The following is a 21,210-nucleotide window of genomic DNA, read 5'->3' as shown; positions in this document are numbered from 1 at the left end:
GCTCTTTTCGCTCGACCCTGCCTTAGTTTGGCAAACATCCCCATTCATGGACGACCTCATTGCCGCGAATGCCAAGTAGCAAGCCGAACTGATTAAGGACCGCTTCGCTCTGGCTTGGGCGCAGCAGTGCAATGTCACCCGGTTGCGCCTGCGTTGCTTTTGGTCCGGTCCAGACCTCCTGATTGCTAGATCGGCCAAAGATGCCAGAATACTTAAACTTTTCGGGATAGGCGGGTTCGGCCAAATAATGTCCGCCGAACACCGCAATATCGGTGCGCCGACGAGGGCCAAGAAAATCCAATCCGGGCATCCGGTTGCCCGGCATTACTTTCAGAATTGGCGTCGCCAGCAACAGCGCCGGTGAAAACGCTTGTGTTGTGGCATGATCGAAGTCTGATGGCTTGACCAGCACAGAACCAAAGGCGACCTCGGTCGCTGATCCACTGGCCATATAACTCTGAAATGTCAGGCTGCCGCCGGTGTTTAGGCAAAGATCACCCCTGCCCGACCCCAAGGTCTCAACCGAACGACGGTACGCTTCCGTGCAGGACTGGGCGGCCGCCCCGCGCAACACCGAAGGAAGCTTTGCCAGATGCGCCTCATACCCCATCACACCGGACAGAACCGCGTGAGGATGCGCGTCGATCTGCATATCAGCCTGCGAGACCTGATCGGGCGTCATACCCCCCCGATGCAGGCCGATGTCCAGCTCGAGCGACAGACGAAGTGTGGTTTCGATCCTCTCAGCCAAATCCAGATACTCTGCCAGGCGCGCGGGGGTATCAATCAGCCACTGCACACGACGGGCGGCAACTGGTTGCACCTGCAGAACGCGCGCTGCCGAAGTTACCGGCAACGGCTTTCCCAACAGATGGTCAATCTCAGGCTCAGCCGCGAGCAGCGCCAGCAGCATCGGCTCCGAGAACGTCATGAGGCCCGATGTGGGTATCTTTGACCGGATGTGATCCAACAAGGGCAGGCAGGGCAGAGATTTTGCCACCAAGCGATAATCGAGCCCCTGATCTGCCCCCTTTGTGGCTGCCGCACAATTCGCATCAAGTCGGTCCAGATCCACCACCGCGACCGGCTTGTCCACACCATGGTGTTTCAGCGTGTCCGAGAGCTGCCGAAGGTAATTGTCGCTCATGGCCGGAACAGCCGTGCCATCGCAGGCGACAGGAATTTCCCGGTCGGGTCCAGTTCCTCTCGCAAGGTGCAGAACCGATCGAAATCGGGATAAAGCCCCGAAAGTTCCTTGTAAGTCAGGCCGTGCATCTTACCCCAATGCGGACGGCCACCCGCTTCGACGAACAGGGGTTCGATGGCATTGAAATAGCGCTCATGATCCTCATCCGCATCGCTGTGAATTGCGATCGAAATACGAGGGCCGCCCTGAAAAGGTGAAAGCGCCGCGTTGTCACCCGCTGTCTGCCGAACCTCAATCGGGAAATAGATATCCCTGTGGTGACGCTCGAGGAGCAGGATGACCTCTTTCAGGACGTCTTCTGCCGTTTGAGGTGGCAGATGGTACTCCATTTCCTTGAAACGGATACGCCGGTCACTGCAAAGCACCTGCCAGCTTTCGCCTACATAATCCTCATCCGACTGCGCCAGTGTTAGCAGGTGCAACAGCCCCCTCCGCAAACCGGCACTGAGATGACCCGCATTCCGCGCCAGTTTCAGAACCTTGACGGCAATCATGTCGAGATCACGCGGGGCCTTGGTTTCGGGCGCGTCAGTCAATTCGTGGCGAATTTCAACGGCCTTGCCTGTGAAGGGGATGTAGAAGAACTCGAAATTCCGGTTCCCGGCCCAATTGTCGTGCATGGTATCCAGGCTGTCCTGTAAGGCAGACAGGCGTACCCGGCGGTGTAGATTGTATTTTGGCACGACGTTGATCTGCGCCTCGGTCAGCACACCAAGCAGGCCGAGCGTGACCTGTGCCATTTCCAGTGAAATATCGTCTGTGGATAACATTTCGCCATTGGCTGCAACAAAGCGTGCGGCAGTGATTTCCGCCGCCAGGCACGGCAACTCACGTCCCGTTCCATGAGTCGCGGTCGAAACCGCACCCGCAAGCGATTGGGTGTTGATATCGCCAAGATTGCGAAAGGCGACCCCATGATTGGCCAGAGCCGGTGAAAGATCACGCAGGCGCGCATTGGCGTTGACCCATGCCTTGTCGCCATCGACCTGCAAAACAGTCGGGACATCGAGATCCGAAAGATCAATGATCCGGTCAGCGCCGGATACGACCGGGGTAAAGGAATGCCCTGCCCCCACCGCGCGCATGGATTGAGGAGCAGCAACCGCCTGCTGCAATGCCGCGACCGATATCGGCCTTGCCGGCGTTATCTGTGCGGTTTCGTTTCCGGCCCAATTGCTCCACATGCTCGTTCTCCTCCCCAATTCCAAGGAGGATTGCAGCGGCAAGACCATGAAACAAGTCTGGTTTTCAGCACATTACGCAGCGTGACTTGGGTTATTCAGCAGCCGGGCGCAGACCGGTGACACGGTCGAACCATGCCTCGATGCTGTCCAGGTCTGGATCCAAAGCCTGAGCCGCGTCATCGGTAAACAGCTGGAACTTGTCATGGTTCAGCCCGTTCACGCCAACCAGTACAGGAATATCCATCGCCAGCGCTTCGCCGATCACTGGGCGAAAACCGCGCCCGTCAGCTTCGTGCTTGCCGAATTTGTTGATGATCAGCAGTTGGGGGGCCTCAGCCAGTGACGCAGTGACATAGCCTACCGCTTGCTCAAGTGCCGTGGGGTCCAGTCTACAGCCACGCGACATCGTACCCAACGACTGGGAAATACGAATGGTCTCTCCATCCGGCAGAACCCGAAGATCCATGTCGCACTTGCTGTTGTCAGCGCATTCCGTATTCGTCTGCACCACTCCGGACAGCTTTGCCCCACGGGCCAACAGGCGCTCGGCCACCGCACTCAGCAGGCGGTCGGTTGCACCCCGATCGGTGGTTGTGACATAGGCCAGATTCATTGAGAGACCCTCATAGTACCAGATGTGACGTTTCAGATAGCACGCATGACCGCTTGCGACCACTCCCCCGCATTACGGCAACGGAGAGAGGCCGATCACAGGTGCGTGCATGTGGAGAAGGACCGCATAGGCCACAATTGCCGTCAGCCAGACCCATGCGCGCGGCAAGGGCTTTGGTATACGGAGCGACAGACGTGCGGTGTTACGCGACAGGCGTTCCCAGTCTTGCCCCAACTGACGCTGTTTCCGTCGATCAATCAGAGCCATACCCATCCATGCAAATCCGGCAAATAGCCCAAACAGGATGACGTGGGACAGGCTGCCATTTGCCAGCATATGCGCAAACGCCCAGAGCATGAGCGCGACTAGGATCGGGTGGCGCGTCGTGCGCAGGATACCGGGGTTGTCCGGATCAAACGGCTTGCGCCCAAGCCCACCGAACGAAAACGGGTTCTGGATTTCCAGACCTGCAACAGCCAACCAACACACCACCGGCATAACCAGCAAAGGAACCCAGCGAAAGACCGCAAGTGGCGGGATGATCTCGACATAGGGCGCCTGCGCCGCGGCTATGATCAACCACGCCAGTACAGCCAGAGAGAACGTGGAATAGGCCGCAAAATATCCGGTTATGCCCAGTGTATCTATCAGACGTTCACGCACAGCGGGGCGCGCAGGGATGACGTGGCTGAGCAGAAAAACAAGAAGTGCTGCAAGAAATGAGCCCCAACCGGCCATGGTAATCTCCGAACTCTTTTCGCCCGAATTACAGCCTGCTGAACACGTCGTCTTTGTTCAAAGTCAAACTCGGGCAAAAGGGGCGGCCGCGCCGCCCCTGCCCTTTTTCTACAGTCCCAGAGCTTTGCGCCGTTCCTCGGCAAAGCCCTGCACCATACGGTCGGCGATCAAAGCAAGGATCGCCATCGCTGCACCAGCTGAAATACCCAGCCCGACATCCGCCTGCCCCAGCGCCAGATAGATCGACTGGCCCAGACCGGTGGTGCCGATCAGCGCCGCGATCACCAGCATGGCGAAGGCGTAGAGGATCGTCTGGTTCAGACCCAACAGGATTGTTGGCGCTGCATAAGGCGCCCGCACATCACGCAGGATCTGCCATTCGGTTGCACCGCTGGAAATCGCTGCCTCCATCATCTCGTCCGGTGTGTTGACCAGCCCATGCCGCGTGTAGCGGATCATGGGGACGATTGCATACGCGCAGATCGCCAGAAACGCCGAGAACTCACCGATCTGGAATACCATGAGAACCGGGATCAGGAAGACGAACAGTGGAATGGTCTGCAACATGTCACAGATCGGGCGAACGATCTTCCAGACGGGGCTCCAGACTGCGCTGGCCAGACCGATCAGCCCGCCTACGACAGCACAGGAAAATACCGCTGCACCGCTAAGATAAAGTGACAGCAATGCCCTTTCCCACAAGCCGGAAACCAGAATCGTGCAAAGCAGCCCCACCGACAGCGCGGCCAGACGCCAGCCACCGGCAACCCAGCCCAGCGCCGCCGCGCCAGTCAGCACGAAGGGCCAGGGCAGGTTTGAGATGCCGGTTTCGAGGATGCCAATCAGAATGAGTACAACCAGCCCGCCAGTCAGATGTCCGCGCCATGCCATAATCAGCGCAATCACTGCACCGGCTGCGAACAGGCCATAGCTCATAGCCGGGGTCCACATGAAACCCCATGTGAATGGCAAGACAGCCTGATCTAGGCCGATGCGCAAAGGCAGCAATACGTAGAACATTGAGTTGTTCTTGAGGCTATCGAGCCAGGGACCGTTGTTCTGGGTAAAGGCCGTCAAGCCGCTGTCCACCGCCTCGGCCAACGGATCCAGCAGCGTCAGGTCGGACGGATTTGGCAGCCATGCCCAGAAGGCGACCGTAAACAGCACGGTGAATGCCAGCATCGCCCAGACAACGCGCCGGTCATAGCGCTTGCGCTCGATCGCCAGCGTACCGCTCATCCGGTCGATCACAACGGCAAACACCACGATGACGAGGCCCGCCAGCAGTGACTCGCCAAACTGCGCCTTACGCATGGTCAGCAGAACTTCCCAACCGATATCATTAAACCCGCCAATGACCGCCGCGATGATAACCATCGACAATGCAGCCATAAGGCATTGGTTCACACCAACCATGATCTGCGTCGCGGCAGATGGGATTTCGACCTGAAACAACTGTTGCAGGCGCGAACCACCGGACATGATGGCGGCCTCTTTCACCTCGTGCTCGACCCGCTCGAGGCCCAGCATCACGTTCCGCGCCATCGGTGGTGCAGCGTAGATCGCCGAAGCGATTAGGCCGACCACAGGGCCAAAACCAAACAGCAGCAATAGCGGCGTCAGATAGGCAAAGGTTGGCACCGTCTGCATGATGTCGAGCACAGCCTGAACAATCGATTTTACCTTCGGCACCTCGTTCGCAAGGATACCGATTGCACCGCCCACGATCAGCGCCACGGGCACGGACACCGCAACCAGCGCGAGGGTATTCATGCTTTCTGCCCAATAGCCGGAAGCCAGAACAAAGCTCAGGCCCAGAAAACCCAGTGCAGCCATTGGCAAGCCACCCAGATACCAACCCAGCGCTGTGACCAATCCGATCAGTACCGGCCACGGCGTGTTGCCAAGCACATAGTTCGCCGCATCCATTGGATAAGTCATGATGTCAGAAAACAACCGGGCAGCCGGTTTGATGCCGTTCAGGAACCAGGCAAGGAATGATCCCACCCATTCTGTTGCAGGCAATTCCCAAGCTGCGGGCCATTTGATTAACCACGGCATCACGGATTCGAGCGCAAGACAGATTGCACCAACAATCAGCGTGATCAGTGCAGCCTGCGCGCCTGCCGTCAGACGGGCCGAACCAGACGTGGGCACATCGGTGACCGCGCTCATGTCTCTTCTACCTGTAGGGCTGCAGCCAGATCCGATGGATGCACCGTGCCTACGATCTCACCCTTTTCATCACGTACCGGGACCGGTTCATACAGCTCCATGCAATGCGCAAGGGCTGCATCCAGTGTCATCGCGGTTGTGAGACCGGGATCATCAGGGCCACGCTCTGCATCGCCTTCGCGCATGACCGAAGCGACTTTGGCGTGCTGACCCTTGGCCACATCTTTCGAGAATTCACGCACATAATCGTCCACGGGTCGAAGAACGATGTCAGATGGCGTACCAATCTGGACAATCTTTCCATCGCGCATGATGGCAATGCGATCCGCAAGCTTCAGCGCTTCGGCGATATCGTGGGTGATAAAGACGATGGATTTCTTCAGTGTCGCCTGAATGCGCAGAAATTCATCCTGCAACTGGCGGCGGATCAGCGGATCAAGCGCTGAAAACGGCTCGTCCAGAAACCAGATATCGGGATTTACGGCCAGTGAGCGCGCGATTCCCACTCGCTGGCGCTGACCGCCGGAAAGCTGACGCGGGAAACTGTCTTCGCGCCCCTCAAGCCCAACAAGCGAGATCACTTCCTGCGCACGGGCACGGCGCTCCTTTCGGCCGACCCCCTGAACCTTGAGCGGATAGGCCACGTTCTCGGCAACGGTCATATGTGGAAACAGACCAAAATGCTGAAACACCATGCCCAGTTTTTTGCGGCGCAGTTCTGTCAGTTTTTTCTTGGATGCTCCGACGACGTTTTCGCCTTCGATCCGAATTTCACCGCCCGTACCGGGCAGCAATTGCGAAATGCAGCGGATCAACGTGGACTTGCCCGAGCCACTGAGGCCCATAATGACGAATAGCTCGCCATCGCGAACTTCGAAATTGGCATCCTGAACGGCCGGGATGAACCCCTGTTCGCGCAGCTCGGCTGCGGCTTTGTCTGCGTCGTTCCCTGACCGAGACAGCGCGTCGGTCAGGGCTTTGTCGGCGCCCGGGCCAAAGACCTGCCAGAGATTCTGGCAGGCAATGGCTGGCGTAGTCGTGTCAGTCACTTATGTGGCTCACTTGGTCGCCGCGTCGACAACGGGACGCCATTTGTCTTCGTTCTCAGCCATCCATGCGGCGACAACTTCTTCGACCTGACCGCCGTCAACGTCGATCGCGCCCATCATTGGCTGTTGGTCTTCGACCGCCAGTTGATAGTTGGACAGGATCTCATAAGCTGCCGGCCACTTATCTTCCATGCCGCTCCAGCTGGCCTTGAAAATGCGCGAAGGCGAGAAGTCACAATCGTTCACAGCGTTCGGGTTCGGGCCCCATGCCGGATCGTTGAAGCATGCTTCTTCACCTGCAGGCAGATCGACAAACTGAACATCATAGGCCGACATCGCCCAGTGCGGCTGCCAGAAGGTGATCAGCAGAGGCGACTTACGCTCGGTCGATGCGCGCAGTTCAGCGATCAGTGCACCTTCGGAACCTGCAGGAACCGCCTTGAACGGAAGCTCAAGACCAACCATGCGGTCCGCACCCGGAGTACCCCAGTCAGCCGGATAATCGACCAGACGACCTGATGGCAGGGTTTCAGCTGTTGCAAACAGCTGCGCACACTCGTTCAGTGCCTCCCATGCCGGCAGTCCGGGGCACAGTTCAGCCACATGCGCCGGATAGGCAATGCCCTCTTTCGCATCCAGACCCAGATCGCCGATTTCAACAACAGTGCCTTCATCGATCTTCTTGGCGTATTCATCGGAAACGTTGGAGGACCAGATTTCCAGCGTCGCGTCGATGTCACCATCCGCCAGTGCCTGGAACTGGTTCATCATTCCTGCGGTGACAAATTCAACATTGTAGCCAGCAGCCTTCAGCATTTCGCCTGCAACATGTGTCGTAACGTGCTGACCTGTCCATTCGTTGATGGCCAGTTTGATCGGCTCGTCCACTGCACCCATATCTGCCGCTTGCGCCGTACCCGCAACTGCAAGGGCCAAAAGGCTTACACTCAGTTTTTTCATGGAATTACTCCCTGTCTTCTTTGTTTTTGCCCACCCCGGCAGGTGTTTGCCCGCCGGCTGACTTGTCTGTCGACAATACCATGTCGCAACATGCACAAATTTGGCCGGAAAAGGAAAGTGAACAGTTTGCTACAGGGCGGAATTATCATCGCCCTTTCGTACCGTTATGCCCCACCAGCACTGCAACTCAATTGTCCAAGCGCGCGAATATCGGGTGATTTTCGGCTCAAGACATTGATTGACGAGTCAATCACAAACCCGAATCCCCTCGTTTGTCGAGCTTTTCTTTTATTTTTTCTCGAAAAATCAGGATGAAGGGTGCTGCAGGAAGTCTAAGCAGTTAGCAGTGACCATAAATTAGCCTCTTGTAACTGCGGCTCAAATTGGCAGCATCTATGGCGGAGGACATGACCCATGCGCAACTTTGACGAAATCTTTGACATCGCGGCAGAGCGCCATGGAGGGCCTGATGCATTGGAGGAAAAGCTGGGCAAACCCAAAAACCCGGCAGAGCTTGCAGACATGCCTGAGGATCGCTGGCTTTCGATCATAACGAAATGTGTGTTTCAGGCCGGTTTCAACTGGAAAGTCATCGAAGCCAAGTGGGATGGGTTCGAGACCGCTTTCGATGGATTCGATGTCGGGCGATGTGCGTTCATGGATGATGAGAAATTCGATTCCTTGCTGCAGGACACCCGCATCGTGCGCAACGGCACCAAGATCGCCACGGTTCGGGAAAATGCGGTTTTCCTGCTGGAATTGCGCGAAGAAGGCGGTGCCGGACAAGTGCTAGGTGGCTGGCCATCAACCGATTATGTCGGGTTGTTGGCGATGCTGGCCAAACGCGGTTCCCGGTTGGGGGGCGCCTCGGCCCAATACGCCATGCGATTTGCCGGGCGTGACAGCTTTATCCTGTCGCAGGACGTGACCGCGCGCCTAATTGCAGAAGGTGTGATCGACAAGGCGCCGACTTCAAAGAAAGCCATGGCAGCGGTGCAGCAAGCCTTCAACATCTGGATGGATCAGTCAAACCGGTCGCTGACGGAAATCAGCCGGGTTCTGGCGATGAGCCTGTGAAAAGCACTTGCAGCGACGGCACGGCACATTAGGCTTTTAAATATGCGTCGTTTCTTGCTGTTTTTTACCATCGTTATGTTCGCGTCATGTGGTCGCCCACTGACGCAGCAGGAACGGGATTTTGCACAGAATATTCACGGCGACACCCTGAATCTGAACCGTGTTCGCCTTGTCGAAGGTGCCCCTGTCACCGAGATCACTTATGAGCGCAAGGCGCGACCGCGTCTGGCTTGTCGCGAGCGTATTCTGCCGCCTGTCAAAGAGGGCATTGTCAGCGGCAAACCGGCGGCCGTTGCGTTGTTCAACCATGTCTATTTTACCAAGGACTGGTATCTGGACGACTACATGTCCAAATATCCCGAACGCATGAATCTGGTCGCGGCCATGTTGCTGGCACACGAACTGACCCATGTCTGGCAATGGCAGAACCGCAAGACCACCGGGTATCATCCGTTGCGCGCGGCGGCCGAACATGGCGGGCGCAAAGACCCCTATCTGTTTGACCTCGACACCTCGCCTGATTTTCTGGCCTACGGTTACGAACAACAGGGCGCCATCGTCGAGGAGTATGTCTGCTGCCGTGCATTGGATCCCGACGCCCCCAGAACGAAACGCCTGCATGAAATGCTCGACAAACACTTTGATCTCTCAACATTGCCCGGAGCCAAACGCGAGCGCGATGTGGTGATCCCATGGAGCGGCGCCAAGATCGAAGGCATTTGCAGATAGGTTTTAGCCTGCCTGGAGAGTTTTCAGATAGGCCACCAGATCAGCGATGGGCTTGCTGGTCAGCACAGGTTGACCTGTCGGCGCTTTGATCGCTGTGTCATTGCCTTCAAAGAAGGGTCCATAGACAGGCATTGGGCTGCCATGGCTGACCAGTGGGTCCCGACCGTCGATGCGTTCGACAACTCGGATGGTCGGGAAAGCACCGCTTTGGTCAACCAGCTCCGTCAGATTAGTTGGTTGAATAATCAGAACACCCGCCATCGGACCATGCCCGGTCGCATCGATACCGTGACAGGTAGCGCAGTGATGCTGGTATAGTTCTGCTCCGGCATCCGCATCCTGCGCTAAGGCCGCGTAGGACGGCAGGATCAACGCAGTGGTGAGAGCGGTAAGTATCGATCGGATCATCGCATTCCTCCATTCAATCACGCAATTGCAGGGTTGCCCGACATGGGTTCAGCCGCAATGATCCAGATCAACGAGATTGGCACAGAGGTTCCGAGCAATGACACAATATGCAGCCATTATGCTGGCCGCCGGGATTGGCGTGCCGATCCTTGCGGCGCTGAACGCAGCCCTGGGAAAACTGATCGGATCCCCAACAACAGCTGCGGTGATCCTCTTTGCAGTCGCATTTGGTGCGTCAGCTCTAGTAATGCTGCTTTTTCCGGGGGTCGAGGCGATCTCGAAGGTCGCGCAGGCCCCAAAGCACCTGTTTCTTGGCGGCGTGCTCATTGCTTTTTACGTTCTGACGATCACCCATGTGGCCCCGCATTTCGGGGTCGGAAACGCGGTGTTCTTTGTTCTGCTTGGGCAACTGATCAGCACCGCCGCGATCGATCATTTCGGCCTATTTGGGGCTCAAGTCACGCCGCTGACCATGATGCGCGCAGGCGGCATCGCGGTCATGGCAATTGGCGTGGCCATCACTCAACTGGCTTGAGAACGCCCGCCTCAAGCCGGACCATCCGATCCATGCGCGCAGCCAGATCAAGGTTGTGCGTGGCGATCAATGCCGACAATCCGGCCTCGCGCACCAAAGACATGAGCGCTGCAAAGACCTGATCCGAAGTGTTCGGGTCCAGATTTCCAGTGGGTTCATCAGCAAGCAACACACGTGGATCATTCGCTAGTGCGCGGCAGAAGGCTACGCGCTGCTGTTCGCCCCCGGACAGGGCCGCGGGCCGGTGATCTGCGCGGGGTGCGACGCCCACGCGATCCAGCAGGGACATCGCCCTGTCGCGCGCGGCTTTCTCAGACACGCCATTGGCCAGTTGCGGCAACGTGATGTTTTCGAGCGCCGTGAACTCTGGCAGCAGATGGTGGAATTGGTAGACAAAGCCCACGTCCTGTCGACGCAGCGCGGTACGGGTCCGGTCACCCCTGCCCGCCACATTCTGACCCGCAATCTCGACCGAGCCATCGTCCGGCGCATCCAGCAATCCCGCGATGTGCAGCAAGGTCGATTTACCTGCCCCCGATGGGGCGACCAAGGCAACGGCCTCACCCGCCCGCAGTTCCAAATCGACACCGCGCAGCACCTGTACTTCACCCGGCGTGCCTTTCAGGTAGGTCTTGGTCAGGCCGTCCAGCCGCAATGTCACATCATTCATAGCGCAGCGCCTCAACCGGGTTCAGCCGTGCCGCGCGGCGGGCTGGAAAGTAAGTGACAAAAAAGGATAGCCCCAGCGACAGTCCGACGGCTTTGAGCACATCCGACAGATGCAACTCTGCAGGCAGCGCATAGATCCCTCGAATAGCGGGATCCCAGACACCACCACCCATGACAAAGTTCACGAAGGAAAAGATCGGATCGATATAGAGCGCGAACAGGCATCCCAAAATCACACCCATCGCCGTACCGATAATGCCGGTGAACGCGCCGCAGATGAAAAAGACCCGCAGCACCGAACCTTCGCTCAGGCCAATTGTGCGCAGGATACCGATGTCACGCCCTTTGTTTTTGACCAGCATGATCAGGCCGGACACGATGTTCATTGCTGCGATCAGAACAAGGATCGACAGGATGATGAACATCACATTGTCTTCGACCTCAAGCGCCCGCAGGAATCCACCCGAGGAATCTTTCCATGTCCAGACCTGGGTCCGCTCACCGGCGGCCTCGAGAATGGGAAACAGCAGAGGATCAAGGTTTTCGGGATTGTCGACCATGATTTCGATTTCATCCGCGACGCCCTCACGGTTGAAGAAGATCTGCGCTTCAGCGAAGGGCATGTATACGCGGGTGCGGTCGATGTCATAACGCCCTGCAGAGAACACATAAACGACTTCGTAGGCATTCACCCGTGGTGAGGTGCCGAATGGAGTCTTAACTCCATTTGGTGAAGTCACTCTGACCGTATCACCTACTGTTGCGCCGATGGCACGGGCCACGCCCGAGCCGATTGCGATCCCTTCGTCAAACCGGGACAGATCACCATAGGCCTGTTTGCTTTCCGCAATACCGGGCAGACTGTACAGATCGCCGGGGCGGATACCGTAGACTTCAACGCCCGTGCTGCGGTCGCGATTGGTAAGCAGAACCTGCCCTTTCACCAACGGAGCAGCGCGCTGCACACCGGGAACCTGTGCAATACGGTCCGCCATGGCATCGAAGTCAGCAATCTTTCGATCTATACGACCCTGTGCATCGACCTCGCCTGCTGAATAGACCGTGACATGAGCGTTGGCCCCCAGGATGGTGCCCACAAATTCGGACCGGAAACCTGAACGCACCGCCAAAGTGGCGATCAATGCGAAAACGGCCAGCGTAATTCCGATCAGCGAAATCCATGTCATTACGCTGACGCCACCTTCGGCGCGCCGAGCGCGCAGATAGCGCCATGCAATCTTCCATTCGAAAGGGGCAAAGGGCGGGGGTGTCTTGGCCATTCCTGCTCCGGCAATGTTTTGCGGGGACATTTTCGGCATTTCACCCAATGGTCAACCCGGTTCTGCGAACTCTCCTTCTGACGCAACCCGAATAAGCTGTCAAAACGGCAAGCCCTTGCGCAAATCTGTCCTCGCTATCCGAATCAATGAGCGAAGGTCCCGGATCGGGTTTCGGTTCAGGGGAGTGCCGATGATCGGAGCTACACCAGAAGTTGTGAAGTCAATCACAGACAAGGCGGCATTGTTTCAGGTATGAAGTCAATGTGAGCTTTTGGTGAAAAACTGAACTCAATTTACAACATTTATTAAGCAATTTTATTTCGTGCTTTGCTTATTTTACGAAACTTTGTCACCCTAGTTATGGGGGAACACATTTTTAAAGAGCGGGGGTCGCTCATGGGTATTGTAAGGGAATTGGAAGGGGTTGGTCCGATCAGGACCACAAATGCATCTCAGGATTTGGATTGTGAAACGGCGGCTTTGCTGCGTGCAGCGATACGACCGTTATTCAGCAACGCCGCAAGTTGGGCGGGTCTGGCCGACATCCTGAAAGAGAAGGGCTATCGTCTGGCTTTTCAGAATGGTCGGCTTTGCATAACGGACCGCACCACGGGTGAGCGGGTCTGTGGCATCAGATTTCTTGGATTTGAACTCGACGATCTGGTTGAACGAATGGGACGCCCCATTGTCGTCGCCAGAGGAGGTCAGGCCGATGGCGATCTGCTGTTGACCCGGCCAGTGGCGGGTTCGGCCTAGCATCGGCTGCAAAGTCAGACTGCGCTCAGCATAGCAGCGTGGCTCTAAAGTTTCGCCGCGCCATTCATATGATGACGCGGCGAAAAAACATCCAGACTTTTGAATGATCAACAAAGAACGCCAGATCAGGCGATGTTTTCGTAAATCTCTGCGATTTTTGTAACGGCCTCTTCCGGGCTCAGCTCTTCGCTTTCACCGGTTCGACGGCTGGTCAGCTCTACCACACCGTTCTTCAGACCACGCGGGCCCACGGTGATGCGCCACGGCAGACCGATCAGGTCCATTGTAGCAAACTTGCCCCCTGCCCGCTCATTACGATCATCATACAGCGGCTCGAGCCCCAGCTCCGTCAGCGCCTTATAGATCTTTTCACAAGCCGCATCCGCTTCTTCGTCACCCTGCTTGAGGTTTACGATACCGCAGTGGAACGGCGTGACGCCTTCGGGCCAGATGATGCCCTTGTCGTCATGGCTTGCCTCGATGATCGCACCAATCAGGCGGCTGACACCGATACCGTGGCTGCCCATGTGGACCGGAACCGGCTTGCCGTCAGGGCCTTGAACGGTTGCACCCAGCGGTTCGGAGTATTTGGTGCCGAAATAGAAGATCTGGCCAACCTCGATCCCGCGCGCCACGCGGCGACGATCTTCGGGGACCTCGTTGAACAGTGCCTCGTCATGGGTTTCATCCGTGCGGGCATATTTTGAGGTGAACTCTTCGAGGATCGCCTGACACTGTTCACGATTGTCATAATCGATCTCACGGTCGCCAAAGGTCAGGTCGGTGACGGCACTGTCATAGAAAACTTCGGACTCGCCGGTATCAGCCAGCACTAGGAATTCATGGGTGTCATCGCCACCAATGGGACCGGAGTCAGCGCGCATCGGGATTGCCTGCAGGCCCATTCGCTCATAGGTGCGCAGGTAGCTCACGAGATGGCGATTATAGGCGTGCAGCGCGTCTTCTTTGGTCAGGTCGAAATTGTATCCGTCCTTCATATAGAATTCGCGGCCGCGCATGACACCGAAACGCGGACGGATCTCGTCGCGGAATTTCCATTGGATCTGGTACAGCGTCAGCGGCAGATCTTTGTAGCTGTTGACGTGACCGCGGAAGATGTCAGTCACCAGTTCTTCGGCGGTAGGTGTAAACAGCATGTCGCGATCGTGGCGATCCTTCATGCGCAGCATTTCCTGACCGTAGTCGTCGTAACGACCGGACTCGCGCCAAAGGTCCGCGGACTGAATGATCGGCATCTGAATTGCGATGTGACCTGCCCGCGCCTGCTCTTCGTGGATGATGTTTTCCAGCTTACGCAGTACTTTGAAGCCCAGTGGCAACCAGGAATAGATGCCTGCAGCGGCTTGCTTGATCATCCCGGCCCTCAACATCAGCCTGTGGCTGACGATCTGGGCCTCGGAGGGGTTTTCCTTGAGAACGGGCAGAAAATAACGGCTGAGGCGCATTGTTTGACCTTCAAAGGTGAGAATTCGACTTCAAAGCTGCTTATGCCAAAGCCCTGCCGGGGGCAATCATGCAATGGTGTTTTTGCGACCTCAGGTCAGTCGGATTTTTGATTGACCCGCCAGTCAGGCACCCCGATGGTGGCGCAAACATGAATTTGCGAGGCGTAAATGCAAACAATTACAGAACCAGCACGCGAGGTTCCGGTCGTCCATAAGACAGATGTGCTGGTGGTAGGCTCAGGCCCCGCCGGATTGGCGGCTGCGCTGGCGGCTGCACGAGCTGGGGCCGAAGTCTCGTTGATGGATCGGTTCGGTTGCATGGGTGGAAACATCACTGCCGTCGGGGTCGAAGGCTTTGCATGGTATCGGCATAAGCAGACCGTCGAAGCAGGCGGCATCGGGATGGAATTCGAGACCCGCGCCAAAGAGATGGGCGCGGCAGTACCGGAAAGTCAGTCGCTGAGTTACGAGCTGGACAGCGAAGGCTTTAAGCTGGTGGCCGACAAGCTGGTTGAAGAAGCTGGTGTGCATCCGATGCTGCATCGCCAGTTCGTCGCTCCGATCATGGATGGGGATCGGATCACCGGGGTCATCACTGAATCCAAGGCCGGACGCGAGGCGATTCTGGCAAGGGTGGTGATTGACGCCACCGGGGATGCAGATGTAGCGCACCGTGCTGGCGCACCGACCCATAAAACACCACGAGAAGACATGATGGCAGCCTCGGTCATGTTTCACCTGGCCGGTGTCGACAAACGCGCTTTCATGGAAGGCGTCAAGGCCGATCCGCAGACCTACAAGGACTGGGGCGGTGGTGGCGAATGGAACATCGAAACCTCGGGCAAGGAGGACGACATGTTCTCGCCCTTCGTACACAAGCCATTCCAGCAGGCAATCGATCAGGGTCTGATCCCGCCGCATCTGAACACGATCGCGGGGACATGGGGCGCCATGCATGACACGGGTGAGTTGACCTATATGAATCTCATCCATCTGGCCGAGATCGACGGCACCGATCCAGGTAGCCTGACAAAGGGTGAAATCGAAGGGCGGCGGCAATCGATGCTGGCCATCGAAGCCCTGCGTCGGTTCATGCCTGGTTGCGAGAATGCGCGCCTGCGGAATTTTGGAATGACCATCGGCATACGCGACACCCGCAAGATCGATGCGGTCTACAACATGACGGAAAACGATGCGCGGCATCAGGGCCGTTTCGAAGACACTATCGGTATCTATCCGGAATTCATCGACGGCTACGGTATCCTGATCCTGCCCACAACAGGACGATATATGCAGGTGCCTTATCGTTCGATGTTGCCAAAAGGGATCAAAGGTCTGCTGGTGGCCGGACGTTCACACGGCGCAGACCGCGTAGCCCACGCCGCCACCCGCAATATGGCATGTTGTGCGGTCATGGGTCAGGGCGCGGGAATTGCAGCTGCACTTGCCCTGAAAAGCAATCAGGACCTGCACAATATGAATCTGGCGCCGGTACACTCCGAACTTGAACGACAGGGTGTAAGGATAAGCTAATGGATCATATTCCAACGATCGACATTTCTCCGCTAACCGATCGCGCGCACCCGTCCTACGACGCAACCGCGCAGCAAATCGTCGAGGCCTGCACCGGGATCGGCTTCCTTTCTATCACCGGCACAGGCGTCTCTCAGGACACCGTTGATCAGGTCCGGTCGAGCGCCCGTACGATTTTTGACATCGAAGAAAGCAGCAAATGGGATCAGGCAATCACCCGCGAAAACTACCGCGGCTATATCCCGATGGGTTTCTTCACGCCCAATGATGGCTCAGGCAAGGCCGACAAATATGAAGGCTACAAACTTCATTACGAAGTTTCCGAAGATGCACAGGTCCGTAAAGACTGCGCCTTATACGGTCCGAACCTGTGGCCGAAAGAGGTGTCCGGGGCACGGGACATAATTCTCGGCTATTGGGCCCAGCTGGACCGGGTAGCGGATATGCTGCTTGGCGCACTCGAAGTTGGACTTGATCTTGAATCGGATGTTTTGCGCGATGCCTTCCGTGAGCCGATGACCAATATGACCCTATTGCACTATCCGCCACAGGCGCCGGATGAGGGTGGGTATGGCATCCACCCCCACAAGGATACAGACGCGCTGACCATCATTGCCCCAGATCCCGTTGGTGGCCTTGAGGTTCAGACCCGGGACGGAGGCTGGATTACTCCGGATTGTCCGCCCGGCGGGTTCGTTGTGAATATCGGTGACATGCTGGAGCTATGGTCCGGTGGGCGGCTGAAATCGACACCGCATCGTGTGGTCAATCGTTCTGGCAAGGAACGTTACTCATTCCCTTACTTTGCTGTCCCTCGGCATGATGTGGTTGTTGAACCCTTGTTGTCGCCCCTGCCCGGATTTGACCGGCCCGCCGTGCATTGCGGTCACTGGTCGGCAGAAGTCTGGCGTACCAACTGGCCTGACGAAACGGCGACCGACGACACGCCCGAACTTGGAACACTGCACGACTGACCAACAAATCCTTTGGCCCATGAAGCGCTTGCATCATGCGGCAGCATGGGCCAAGAACACTGGCAAGAGCTGCAACAAGGGACTGCGCGATGGCTTTGCCGGTAAAAGATCAGCTCAGATATTGGGGCCTTGCAACCGCAATTTTCGTCCTGATTCTGTGGCTGCTAGGGGATGTACTTCTTCCTTTCGTGATCGGGGGCGCAGTTGCCTATTTCCTCGACCCGGTTGCAGACCGCCTTGAAAAACTGGGTCTTTCAAGGGTTGGTGCGACAGCTATCATTACCGTTTTTGGCGTGTTTCTGTTCGTCTTGATGATCTTGCTGGTTGTACCGGCACTGGTTACACAGTTGATCGATTTGATCGACGTTTTACCCAGCCTGTTCAAAGAGCTGCGCGCCTTTATTGAACGACAATTCCCAGCAATTCTGGACGCTGAATCCAGCACGCATCAGTTTCTCGTTTCGTTGGGCGACACGTTGAAATCCAAATCCGGAGATGTGCTGCAAACGGTGGTTACATCCCTTGGGTCAGCCATCAACGTGGTGGTTCTTGTTGTGATCGTTCCCGTTGTTTCAGTCTATCTGCTACTGGACTGGGATCGGATGACCGCACGTATCGACGAACTTCTGCCCCGCGACCACGCTCCGACCATTCGCAAACTTGCGCATGATGTCGACAAGGTCCTTGCCTCATTCGTGCGCGGCATGGGCACGGTTTGTCTGATCCTCGGCACCTATTATGCTGTCGCACTCATGGCTGTTGGTCTGCAATTCGGTCTAGTGGTCGGATTCATCGCCGGACTGGTGACCTTCATCCCTTACCTGGGCGCGTTGATCGGCGGCACCCTGGCGATTGGCCTGGCCTTATTCCAGTTCTGGGGTGACTGGGCCTCAATCGGCCTGGTGGCGGGTATCTTCATTCTGGGTCAAGTCACCGAAGGCAATTTCCTGACCCCGAAACTGGTTGGCAGTTCCGTCGGCTTACACCCCGTCTGGCTGTTGCTGGCATTGTCCGTTTTTGGGGCCCTGTTCGGCTTTGTGGGAATGCTGGTCGCGGTTCCCGTCGCCGCCGCGCTGGGTGTTTTCGCGCGCTTTGCCACATCACAATATCTGTCCAGCCGCCTCTATACCGGGCTTGAAGGGCTGAATCAGGAAAACGACTGAATGGCCAGACAACTGAGCTTTGATCTTCCAGCCAAGACCGCGCTGGGGCGAGAAGATTTTTTTGTATCCCCGGCGAATGCTCTGGCCGTCGCAATGATGTCCGCCAATTCCTGGCCCGGAAACAAACTGGTGCTCAGCGGACCTGCAGGGGCGGGCAAAACTCATCTGGCCCATGTATGGGCAGCGGAAACAGGGGGGCGTATCATTCAAGCTGCGGCCCTGCGCTATGACGATGTCCCCGATCTCTCCAGATCACCCGTCGCTGTCGAAGACGTTCCAATGATCGCAGGCGATCTGGAGCAACAAAAAACGTTGTTCCATCTGCACAACCTTGCACTCGCCGAGGGGCAGACTTTGCTGATGACCGGAAGGTTAGCCCCCAAATTCTGGCAACTGCCATTGGCAGATCTGCAGAGCCGCGTTGAAGGTGCGCATCACGTGGCACTCGACCCGCCTGACGATGCGTTGCTGGGCGCTGTGCTTGCCAAACTATTCGTGGATCGACAATTGAACCCCGGCCCCGAAGTGATCGCCTATCTGGTCAAACACATGGACCGGCGCTTTGAAACGGCTGCAGAAGTCGTTGAGCAGCTGGATCAGGTCGCCTTGTCAGAAAAGCGAGAGATTACGCGTGCTTTAGCAGTTCGCGTACTGAACAAAAGCATAGACGATTCCGAAACCGGCAATTGACCCATCACTGGTGATTTCGCATCCTGACTTTGGAAGTATTGGACAGAACATGGAACAGACCGTCGATTCCAATATCCCGGACTGGGGGCCATTCGGAAAGCCGCTGTTTGACGATCCCGAAGCAAGGGCATTGTCTCGTGTGGGTGTGGTAGACGTCGGGTCAAACTCGGTCCGAATGGTGATTTTTGACGGGGCCGCGCGATCACCGGCTTATTTTTATAACGAAAAGGTCATGTGTGAGCTGGGCGCAGGTCTTTCGGAAACCGGCCGCCTGAACCCGCGTGGCCGCGACCGTGCATTGAAGGCGCTGCGACGGTTTCAATACCTTGCCGATGATCTCGGCCTGCCCGGTTTGCACGTCGTTGCGACCGCTGCGGTGCGAGAAGCCGAAGATGGCCCGGATTTCTGCGCAGAAGTCAAAGCCGAGACTGGTCTAACCATATCTGTAATCAATGGAGCGGAAGAAGCACGACTGTCCGCACAAGGCGTATTACTGGGGTGGCCCGGAGCCTATGGTCTGATTTGCGATATTGGCGGTTCATCGATGGAGCTGGCCGAGATCGGTGAGGGTGAGGTTGGCTTGCGCGTCACGTCACCACTTGGCCCGCTAAAGCTACGTGACATCAAGGGCGGACGCAGGGCCAGAAAGGCCCATATCAAACAAACCATGGAAGAGTTGCGTGACCGCTTGGGACCACAGCGGGATCGTTTATTTCTTGTCGGTGGCAGCTGGCGTGCCTTTGCCCGGTTGGACATGTTGCGTCGCGGATATCCTCTGAACGTCCTGCACGAATATCGCATGACCACCAAGCAGGTGCGTGAGACGATCAAGTTTATTGAAAAGAATGACCCGGACAAGCTGCGCAGTCAGGCTGGCGTGTCCAATTCGCGCATGTCGCTGATCCCGTATGCCATGGACGTTCTGGCCCGGCTGATCCGCACATTCAAACCCAAGGATATCGCGATTTCAAGCTACGGCATCCGCGAGGGATTGCTTTACGAACAGATGCCGCAAGCTCTGCGTGACCGGGATCCGCTGATCGAGGCCAGCCGCTTTTCCGAGGCCAAAGACGCGCGCCTGCCGGGTTTTGGCCGGCATTTGTACGATTTTGTGATGCCCCTGTTCCGCTCGGCGCCCCCTACCCGGGTTCGGTTGATCAAAGCAGCCTGCCTGCTGCATGACGTCAGCTGGCGCGCGCATCCCGATTACCGGGCCGAGGTCTGCTTTGACAACGTCACCCGTGCCAATCTGGGTGGATTGAAGCACTCGGAACGGGTGTTCATCGGGTTGGCACTCCAACATCGTTATCGCAATAAGCGTGAAGGCAACCGGTTCACTCCGCTTTATGAACTGTTGGACGAGAAAGACCAGAAACAGGCCGAGATTCTGGGTAAGGCGATGCGGTTCGGTGCGATGCTGTGGATGCAGAGTGACGCGCCGATGGGTAAGTTGAAATTCTATCCAAAGAAACGAGAGCTTGAGTTGTTTCTGCCCGCCGCAACCGAACCTTTGTTCAATGAAGTTGCGGAGTCGCGCTTGAATTCGCTGGCGAATGCACTGAAATCGGAAACGCGGGTGATCATGCAACGCTAGGCGCTGATCAATCAGATATCCGTAGCGCCCTGTGGTTGTTCTTTTTGTTCTTCCTGATCTTCCGGCAGAATTTCTTCAGGCTGCGGCTGATCCGGCTTTTTACGGATAATGATATCGCCATTAGGCAGTATCTCGGGCGCTTCGTAGGCGCTCCAGTCCTTTACCTGTGCTGTGATTTCAGCCAGCGCTGGCCCCATTTCCTGTATGAACGACTGCATGGCGGGACCGAATTGCTCGGCCAATCCACGCAAATCCTCAAGCGCGGGTTCCATTTCCTGCCGGAGACCTTCGAAGAACAGTTCGGCCCCCTGCTCCATCAGGGATTTCCCGTCATCCTCCTGCGCAGAGACAGGAGCAGTAGCGACGGTGAAAATGGCGGCTATCAAAGCAATGCGATGCATGGACCAAAT

General features: G+C 56.8%; 21 protein-coding genes. 9 read left to right on the top strand and 12 right to left on the bottom strand.

The window, feature by feature from the left end; all coding sequences use genetic code 11:
- Window positions 1-22: 22 nt before the first annotated feature.
- From ACR0CW_RS02115 to ACR0CW_RS02085, 7 genes are all read right to left on the bottom strand, one after another.
- Entirely contained in the window at window positions 23-1,147 is a 1,125-nt protein-coding gene (locus ACR0CW_RS02115; protein ID WP_480786661.1) for an alanine racemase, read from the bottom strand.
- A complete protein-coding gene (locus ACR0CW_RS02110) occupies window positions 1,144-2,391 on the bottom strand; it encodes a D-arabinono-1,4-lactone oxidase (RefSeq protein WP_480786660.1) in 1,248 nt (415 codons plus the stop codon). The genes ACR0CW_RS02115 and ACR0CW_RS02110 overlap by 4 nt, the downstream gene beginning before the upstream one ends.
- A 91-nt stretch (window positions 2,392-2,482) precedes the next feature.
- Window positions 2,483-3,004, bottom strand: a complete 522-nt coding sequence (locus ACR0CW_RS02105) for a DUF2478 domain-containing protein (protein WP_480786659.1) — start codon at window positions 3,002-3,004, stop codon at window positions 2,483-2,485.
- A gap of 72 nt (window positions 3,005-3,076) precedes the next feature.
- Window positions 3,077-3,742 carry an NnrU family protein gene (locus tag ACR0CW_RS02100; protein WP_480786658.1) on the bottom strand — a complete coding sequence of 222 codons (666 nt, stop codon included), beginning with the start codon at window positions 3,740-3,742 and terminating at the stop codon, window positions 3,077-3,079.
- Between the two features lie 108 nt (window positions 3,743-3,850).
- A complete protein-coding gene (locus ACR0CW_RS02095) occupies window positions 3,851-5,917 on the bottom strand; it encodes an ABC transporter permease (protein ID WP_480786657.1) in 2,067 nt (688 codons plus the stop codon).
- Window positions 5,914-6,966 carry a quaternary amine ABC transporter ATP-binding protein gene (locus ACR0CW_RS02090; protein WP_368669808.1) on the bottom strand — a complete coding sequence of 351 codons (1,053 nt, stop codon included), beginning with the start codon at window positions 6,964-6,966 and terminating at the stop codon, window positions 5,914-5,916. Before ACR0CW_RS02090 ends, ACR0CW_RS02095 begins: the two co-directional genes overlap by 4 nt.
- A gap of 9 nt (window positions 6,967-6,975) precedes the next feature.
- A complete protein-coding gene (locus tag ACR0CW_RS02085; protein WP_155147283.1) occupies window positions 6,976-7,926 on the bottom strand; it encodes an ABC transporter substrate-binding protein in 951 nt (316 codons plus the stop codon).
- Between the two features lie 414 nt (window positions 7,927-8,340).
- Between ACR0CW_RS02085 and ACR0CW_RS02080 the strand changes: the two genes are divergently transcribed.
- Together ACR0CW_RS02080 and ACR0CW_RS02075 are read left to right on the top strand one after the other, a co-directional pair.
- Window positions 8,341-9,003 (top strand): DNA-3-methyladenine glycosylase I, encoded by a 663-nt coding sequence (locus tag ACR0CW_RS02080; protein WP_480786656.1) that lies wholly within the window; start codon window positions 8,341-8,343, stop codon window positions 9,001-9,003.
- 42 nt (window positions 9,004-9,045) lie between these two features.
- Complete coding sequence (locus ACR0CW_RS02075) at window positions 9,046-9,732, top strand: hypothetical protein (RefSeq protein WP_155147279.1); 687 nt, start codon at window positions 9,046-9,048, stop codon at window positions 9,730-9,732.
- 3 nt (window positions 9,733-9,735) lie between these two features.
- Here ACR0CW_RS02075 and ACR0CW_RS02070 read toward each other — a convergent pair whose 3' ends face one another.
- A complete protein-coding gene (locus ACR0CW_RS02070) occupies window positions 9,736-10,140 on the bottom strand; it encodes a c-type cytochrome (protein ID WP_480786655.1) in 405 nt (134 codons plus the stop codon).
- Window positions 10,141-10,237: 97 nt separating this feature from the next.
- Between ACR0CW_RS02070 and ACR0CW_RS02065 the strand changes: the two genes are divergently transcribed.
- Window positions 10,238-10,675, top strand: coding sequence for a DMT family transporter (locus ACR0CW_RS02065; RefSeq protein WP_155147275.1), 438 nt, complete (start codon window positions 10,238-10,240; stop codon window positions 10,673-10,675).
- Here the strand turns inward: ACR0CW_RS02065 and ACR0CW_RS02060 are convergent.
- Together ACR0CW_RS02060 and ACR0CW_RS02055 are read right to left on the bottom strand one after the other, a co-directional pair.
- Window positions 10,659-11,345 carry an ABC transporter ATP-binding protein gene (locus ACR0CW_RS02060; protein WP_480786654.1) on the bottom strand — a complete coding sequence of 229 codons (687 nt, stop codon included), beginning with the start codon at window positions 11,343-11,345 and terminating at the stop codon, window positions 10,659-10,661. The two genes, ACR0CW_RS02065 and ACR0CW_RS02060, sit on opposite strands and share 17 nt — an antisense overlap.
- Window positions 11,338-12,624: a lipoprotein-releasing ABC transporter permease subunit gene (locus ACR0CW_RS02055; protein ID WP_480786653.1), complete on the bottom strand. Its 1,287-nt coding sequence runs from the start codon at window positions 12,622-12,624 to the stop codon at window positions 11,338-11,340. Before ACR0CW_RS02055 ends, ACR0CW_RS02060 begins: the two co-directional genes overlap by 8 nt.
- A gap of 396 nt (window positions 12,625-13,020) precedes the next feature.
- Here ACR0CW_RS02055 and ACR0CW_RS02050 point away from each other — a divergent pair, with 396 nt between their 5' ends.
- Entirely contained in the window at window positions 13,021-13,380 is a 360-nt protein-coding gene (locus ACR0CW_RS02050) for a hypothetical protein (RefSeq protein WP_480739402.1), read from the top strand.
- Window positions 13,381-13,505: 125 nt separating this feature from the next.
- Here the strand turns inward: ACR0CW_RS02050 and proS are convergent, their stop codons facing one another.
- Entirely contained in the window at window positions 13,506-14,846 is a 1,341-nt protein-coding gene (gene proS, locus ACR0CW_RS02045; protein ID WP_480786652.1) for a proline--tRNA ligase, read from the bottom strand.
- Window positions 14,847-15,014: 168 nt separating this feature from the next.
- Here proS and ACR0CW_RS02040 point away from each other — a divergent pair, with 168 nt between their 5' ends.
- From ACR0CW_RS02040 to ACR0CW_RS02020, 5 genes are all read left to right on the top strand, one after another.
- A complete protein-coding gene (locus tag ACR0CW_RS02040; RefSeq protein ID WP_480786651.1) occupies window positions 15,015-16,379 on the top strand; it encodes an FAD-dependent oxidoreductase in 1,365 nt (454 codons plus the stop codon).
- Complete coding sequence (locus ACR0CW_RS02035) at window positions 16,379-17,353, top strand: isopenicillin N synthase family dioxygenase (RefSeq protein WP_480786650.1); 975 nt, start codon at window positions 16,379-16,381, stop codon at window positions 17,351-17,353. The genes ACR0CW_RS02040 and ACR0CW_RS02035 overlap by 1 nt, the downstream gene beginning before the upstream one ends.
- An 89-nt stretch (window positions 17,354-17,442) precedes the next feature.
- Window positions 17,443-18,516, top strand: a complete 1,074-nt coding sequence (locus ACR0CW_RS02030; RefSeq protein ID WP_155147262.1) for an AI-2E family transporter — start codon at window positions 17,443-17,445, stop codon at window positions 18,514-18,516.
- Window positions 18,517-19,206, top strand: a complete 690-nt coding sequence (locus tag ACR0CW_RS02025) for an HdaA/DnaA family protein (RefSeq protein WP_480786649.1) — start codon at window positions 18,517-18,519, stop codon at window positions 19,204-19,206. It abuts the gene before it with no gap.
- 49 nt (window positions 19,207-19,255) lie between these two features.
- Complete coding sequence (locus tag ACR0CW_RS02020) at window positions 19,256-20,800, top strand: Ppx/GppA family phosphatase (RefSeq protein WP_480786648.1); 1,545 nt, start codon at window positions 19,256-19,258, stop codon at window positions 20,798-20,800.
- Between the two features lie 11 nt (window positions 20,801-20,811).
- Here the strand turns inward: ACR0CW_RS02020 and ACR0CW_RS02015 are convergent, their stop codons facing one another.
- Window positions 20,812-21,201 carry a hypothetical protein gene (locus ACR0CW_RS02015; RefSeq protein WP_480786647.1) on the bottom strand — a complete coding sequence of 130 codons (390 nt, stop codon included), beginning with the start codon at window positions 21,199-21,201 and terminating at the stop codon, window positions 20,812-20,814.
- Window positions 21,202-21,210 lie beyond the last annotated feature (9 nt).

The organism is Ruegeria sp. CH6 (genome assembly GCF_056537005.1).
This window is presented reverse-complemented; position numbering and strand designations above follow the sequence as displayed.

What these genes read in the sequence shown, in the direction of transcription:
- ACR0CW_RS02030 (WP_155147262.1), top strand. Translation starts at nt 17,443, where the DNA reads ATGGCTTTGCCGGTAAAAGATCAGCTCAGATATTGGGGCCTTGCAACC.
- ACR0CW_RS02070 (WP_480786655.1), bottom strand. Translation starts at nt 10,140, where the DNA reads ATGATCCGATCGATACTTACCGCTCTCACCACTGCGTTGATCCTGCCG.
- ACR0CW_RS02055 (WP_480786653.1), bottom strand. Translation starts at nt 12,624, where the DNA reads ATGGCCAAGACACCCCCGCCCTTTGCCCCTTTCGAATGGAAGATTGCA.
- ACR0CW_RS02025 (WP_480786649.1), top strand. Translation starts at nt 18,517, where the DNA reads ATGGCCAGACAACTGAGCTTTGATCTTCCAGCCAAGACCGCGCTGGGG.
- ACR0CW_RS02080 (WP_480786656.1), top strand. Translation starts at nt 8,341, where the DNA reads ATGCGCAACTTTGACGAAATCTTTGACATCGCGGCAGAGCGCCATGGA.
- ACR0CW_RS02040 (WP_480786651.1), top strand. Translation starts at nt 15,015, where the DNA reads ATGCAAACAATTACAGAACCAGCACGCGAGGTTCCGGTCGTCCATAAG.
- ACR0CW_RS02015 (WP_480786647.1), bottom strand. Translation starts at nt 21,201, where the DNA reads ATGCATCGCATTGCTTTGATAGCCGCCATTTTCACCGTCGCTACTGCT.
- ACR0CW_RS02115 (WP_480786661.1), bottom strand. Translation starts at nt 1,147, where the DNA reads ATGAGCGACAATTACCTTCGGCAGCTCTCGGACACGCTGAAACACCAT.
- ACR0CW_RS02075 (WP_155147279.1), top strand. Translation starts at nt 9,046, where the DNA reads ATGCGTCGTTTCTTGCTGTTTTTTACCATCGTTATGTTCGCGTCATGT.
- ACR0CW_RS02085 (WP_155147283.1), bottom strand. Translation starts at nt 7,926, where the DNA reads ATGAAAAAACTGAGTGTAAGCCTTTTGGCCCTTGCAGTTGCGGGTACG.
- ACR0CW_RS02065 (WP_155147275.1), top strand. Translation starts at nt 10,238, where the DNA reads ATGACACAATATGCAGCCATTATGCTGGCCGCCGGGATTGGCGTGCCG.
- ACR0CW_RS02095 (WP_480786657.1), bottom strand. Translation starts at nt 5,917, where the DNA reads ATGAGCGCGGTCACCGATGTGCCCACGTCTGGTTCGGCCCGTCTGACG.
- ACR0CW_RS02035 (WP_480786650.1), top strand. Translation starts at nt 16,379, where the DNA reads ATGGATCATATTCCAACGATCGACATTTCTCCGCTAACCGATCGCGCG.
- ACR0CW_RS02105 (WP_480786659.1), bottom strand. Translation starts at nt 3,004, where the DNA reads ATGAATCTGGCCTATGTCACAACCACCGATCGGGGTGCAACCGACCGC.
- ACR0CW_RS02100 (WP_480786658.1), bottom strand. Translation starts at nt 3,742, where the DNA reads ATGGCCGGTTGGGGCTCATTTCTTGCAGCACTTCTTGTTTTTCTGCTC.
- ACR0CW_RS02110 (WP_480786660.1), bottom strand. Translation starts at nt 2,391, where the DNA reads ATGTGGAGCAATTGGGCCGGAAACGAAACCGCACAGATAACGCCGGCA.
- proS (WP_480786652.1), bottom strand. Translation starts at nt 14,846, where the DNA reads ATGCGCCTCAGCCGTTATTTTCTGCCCGTTCTCAAGGAAAACCCCTCC.
- ACR0CW_RS02020 (WP_480786648.1), top strand. Translation starts at nt 19,256, where the DNA reads ATGGAACAGACCGTCGATTCCAATATCCCGGACTGGGGGCCATTCGGA.
- ACR0CW_RS02050 (WP_480739402.1), top strand. Translation starts at nt 13,021, where the DNA reads ATGGGTATTGTAAGGGAATTGGAAGGGGTTGGTCCGATCAGGACCACA.
- ACR0CW_RS02060 (WP_480786654.1), bottom strand. Translation starts at nt 11,345, where the DNA reads ATGAATGATGTGACATTGCGGCTGGACGGCCTGACCAAGACCTACCTG.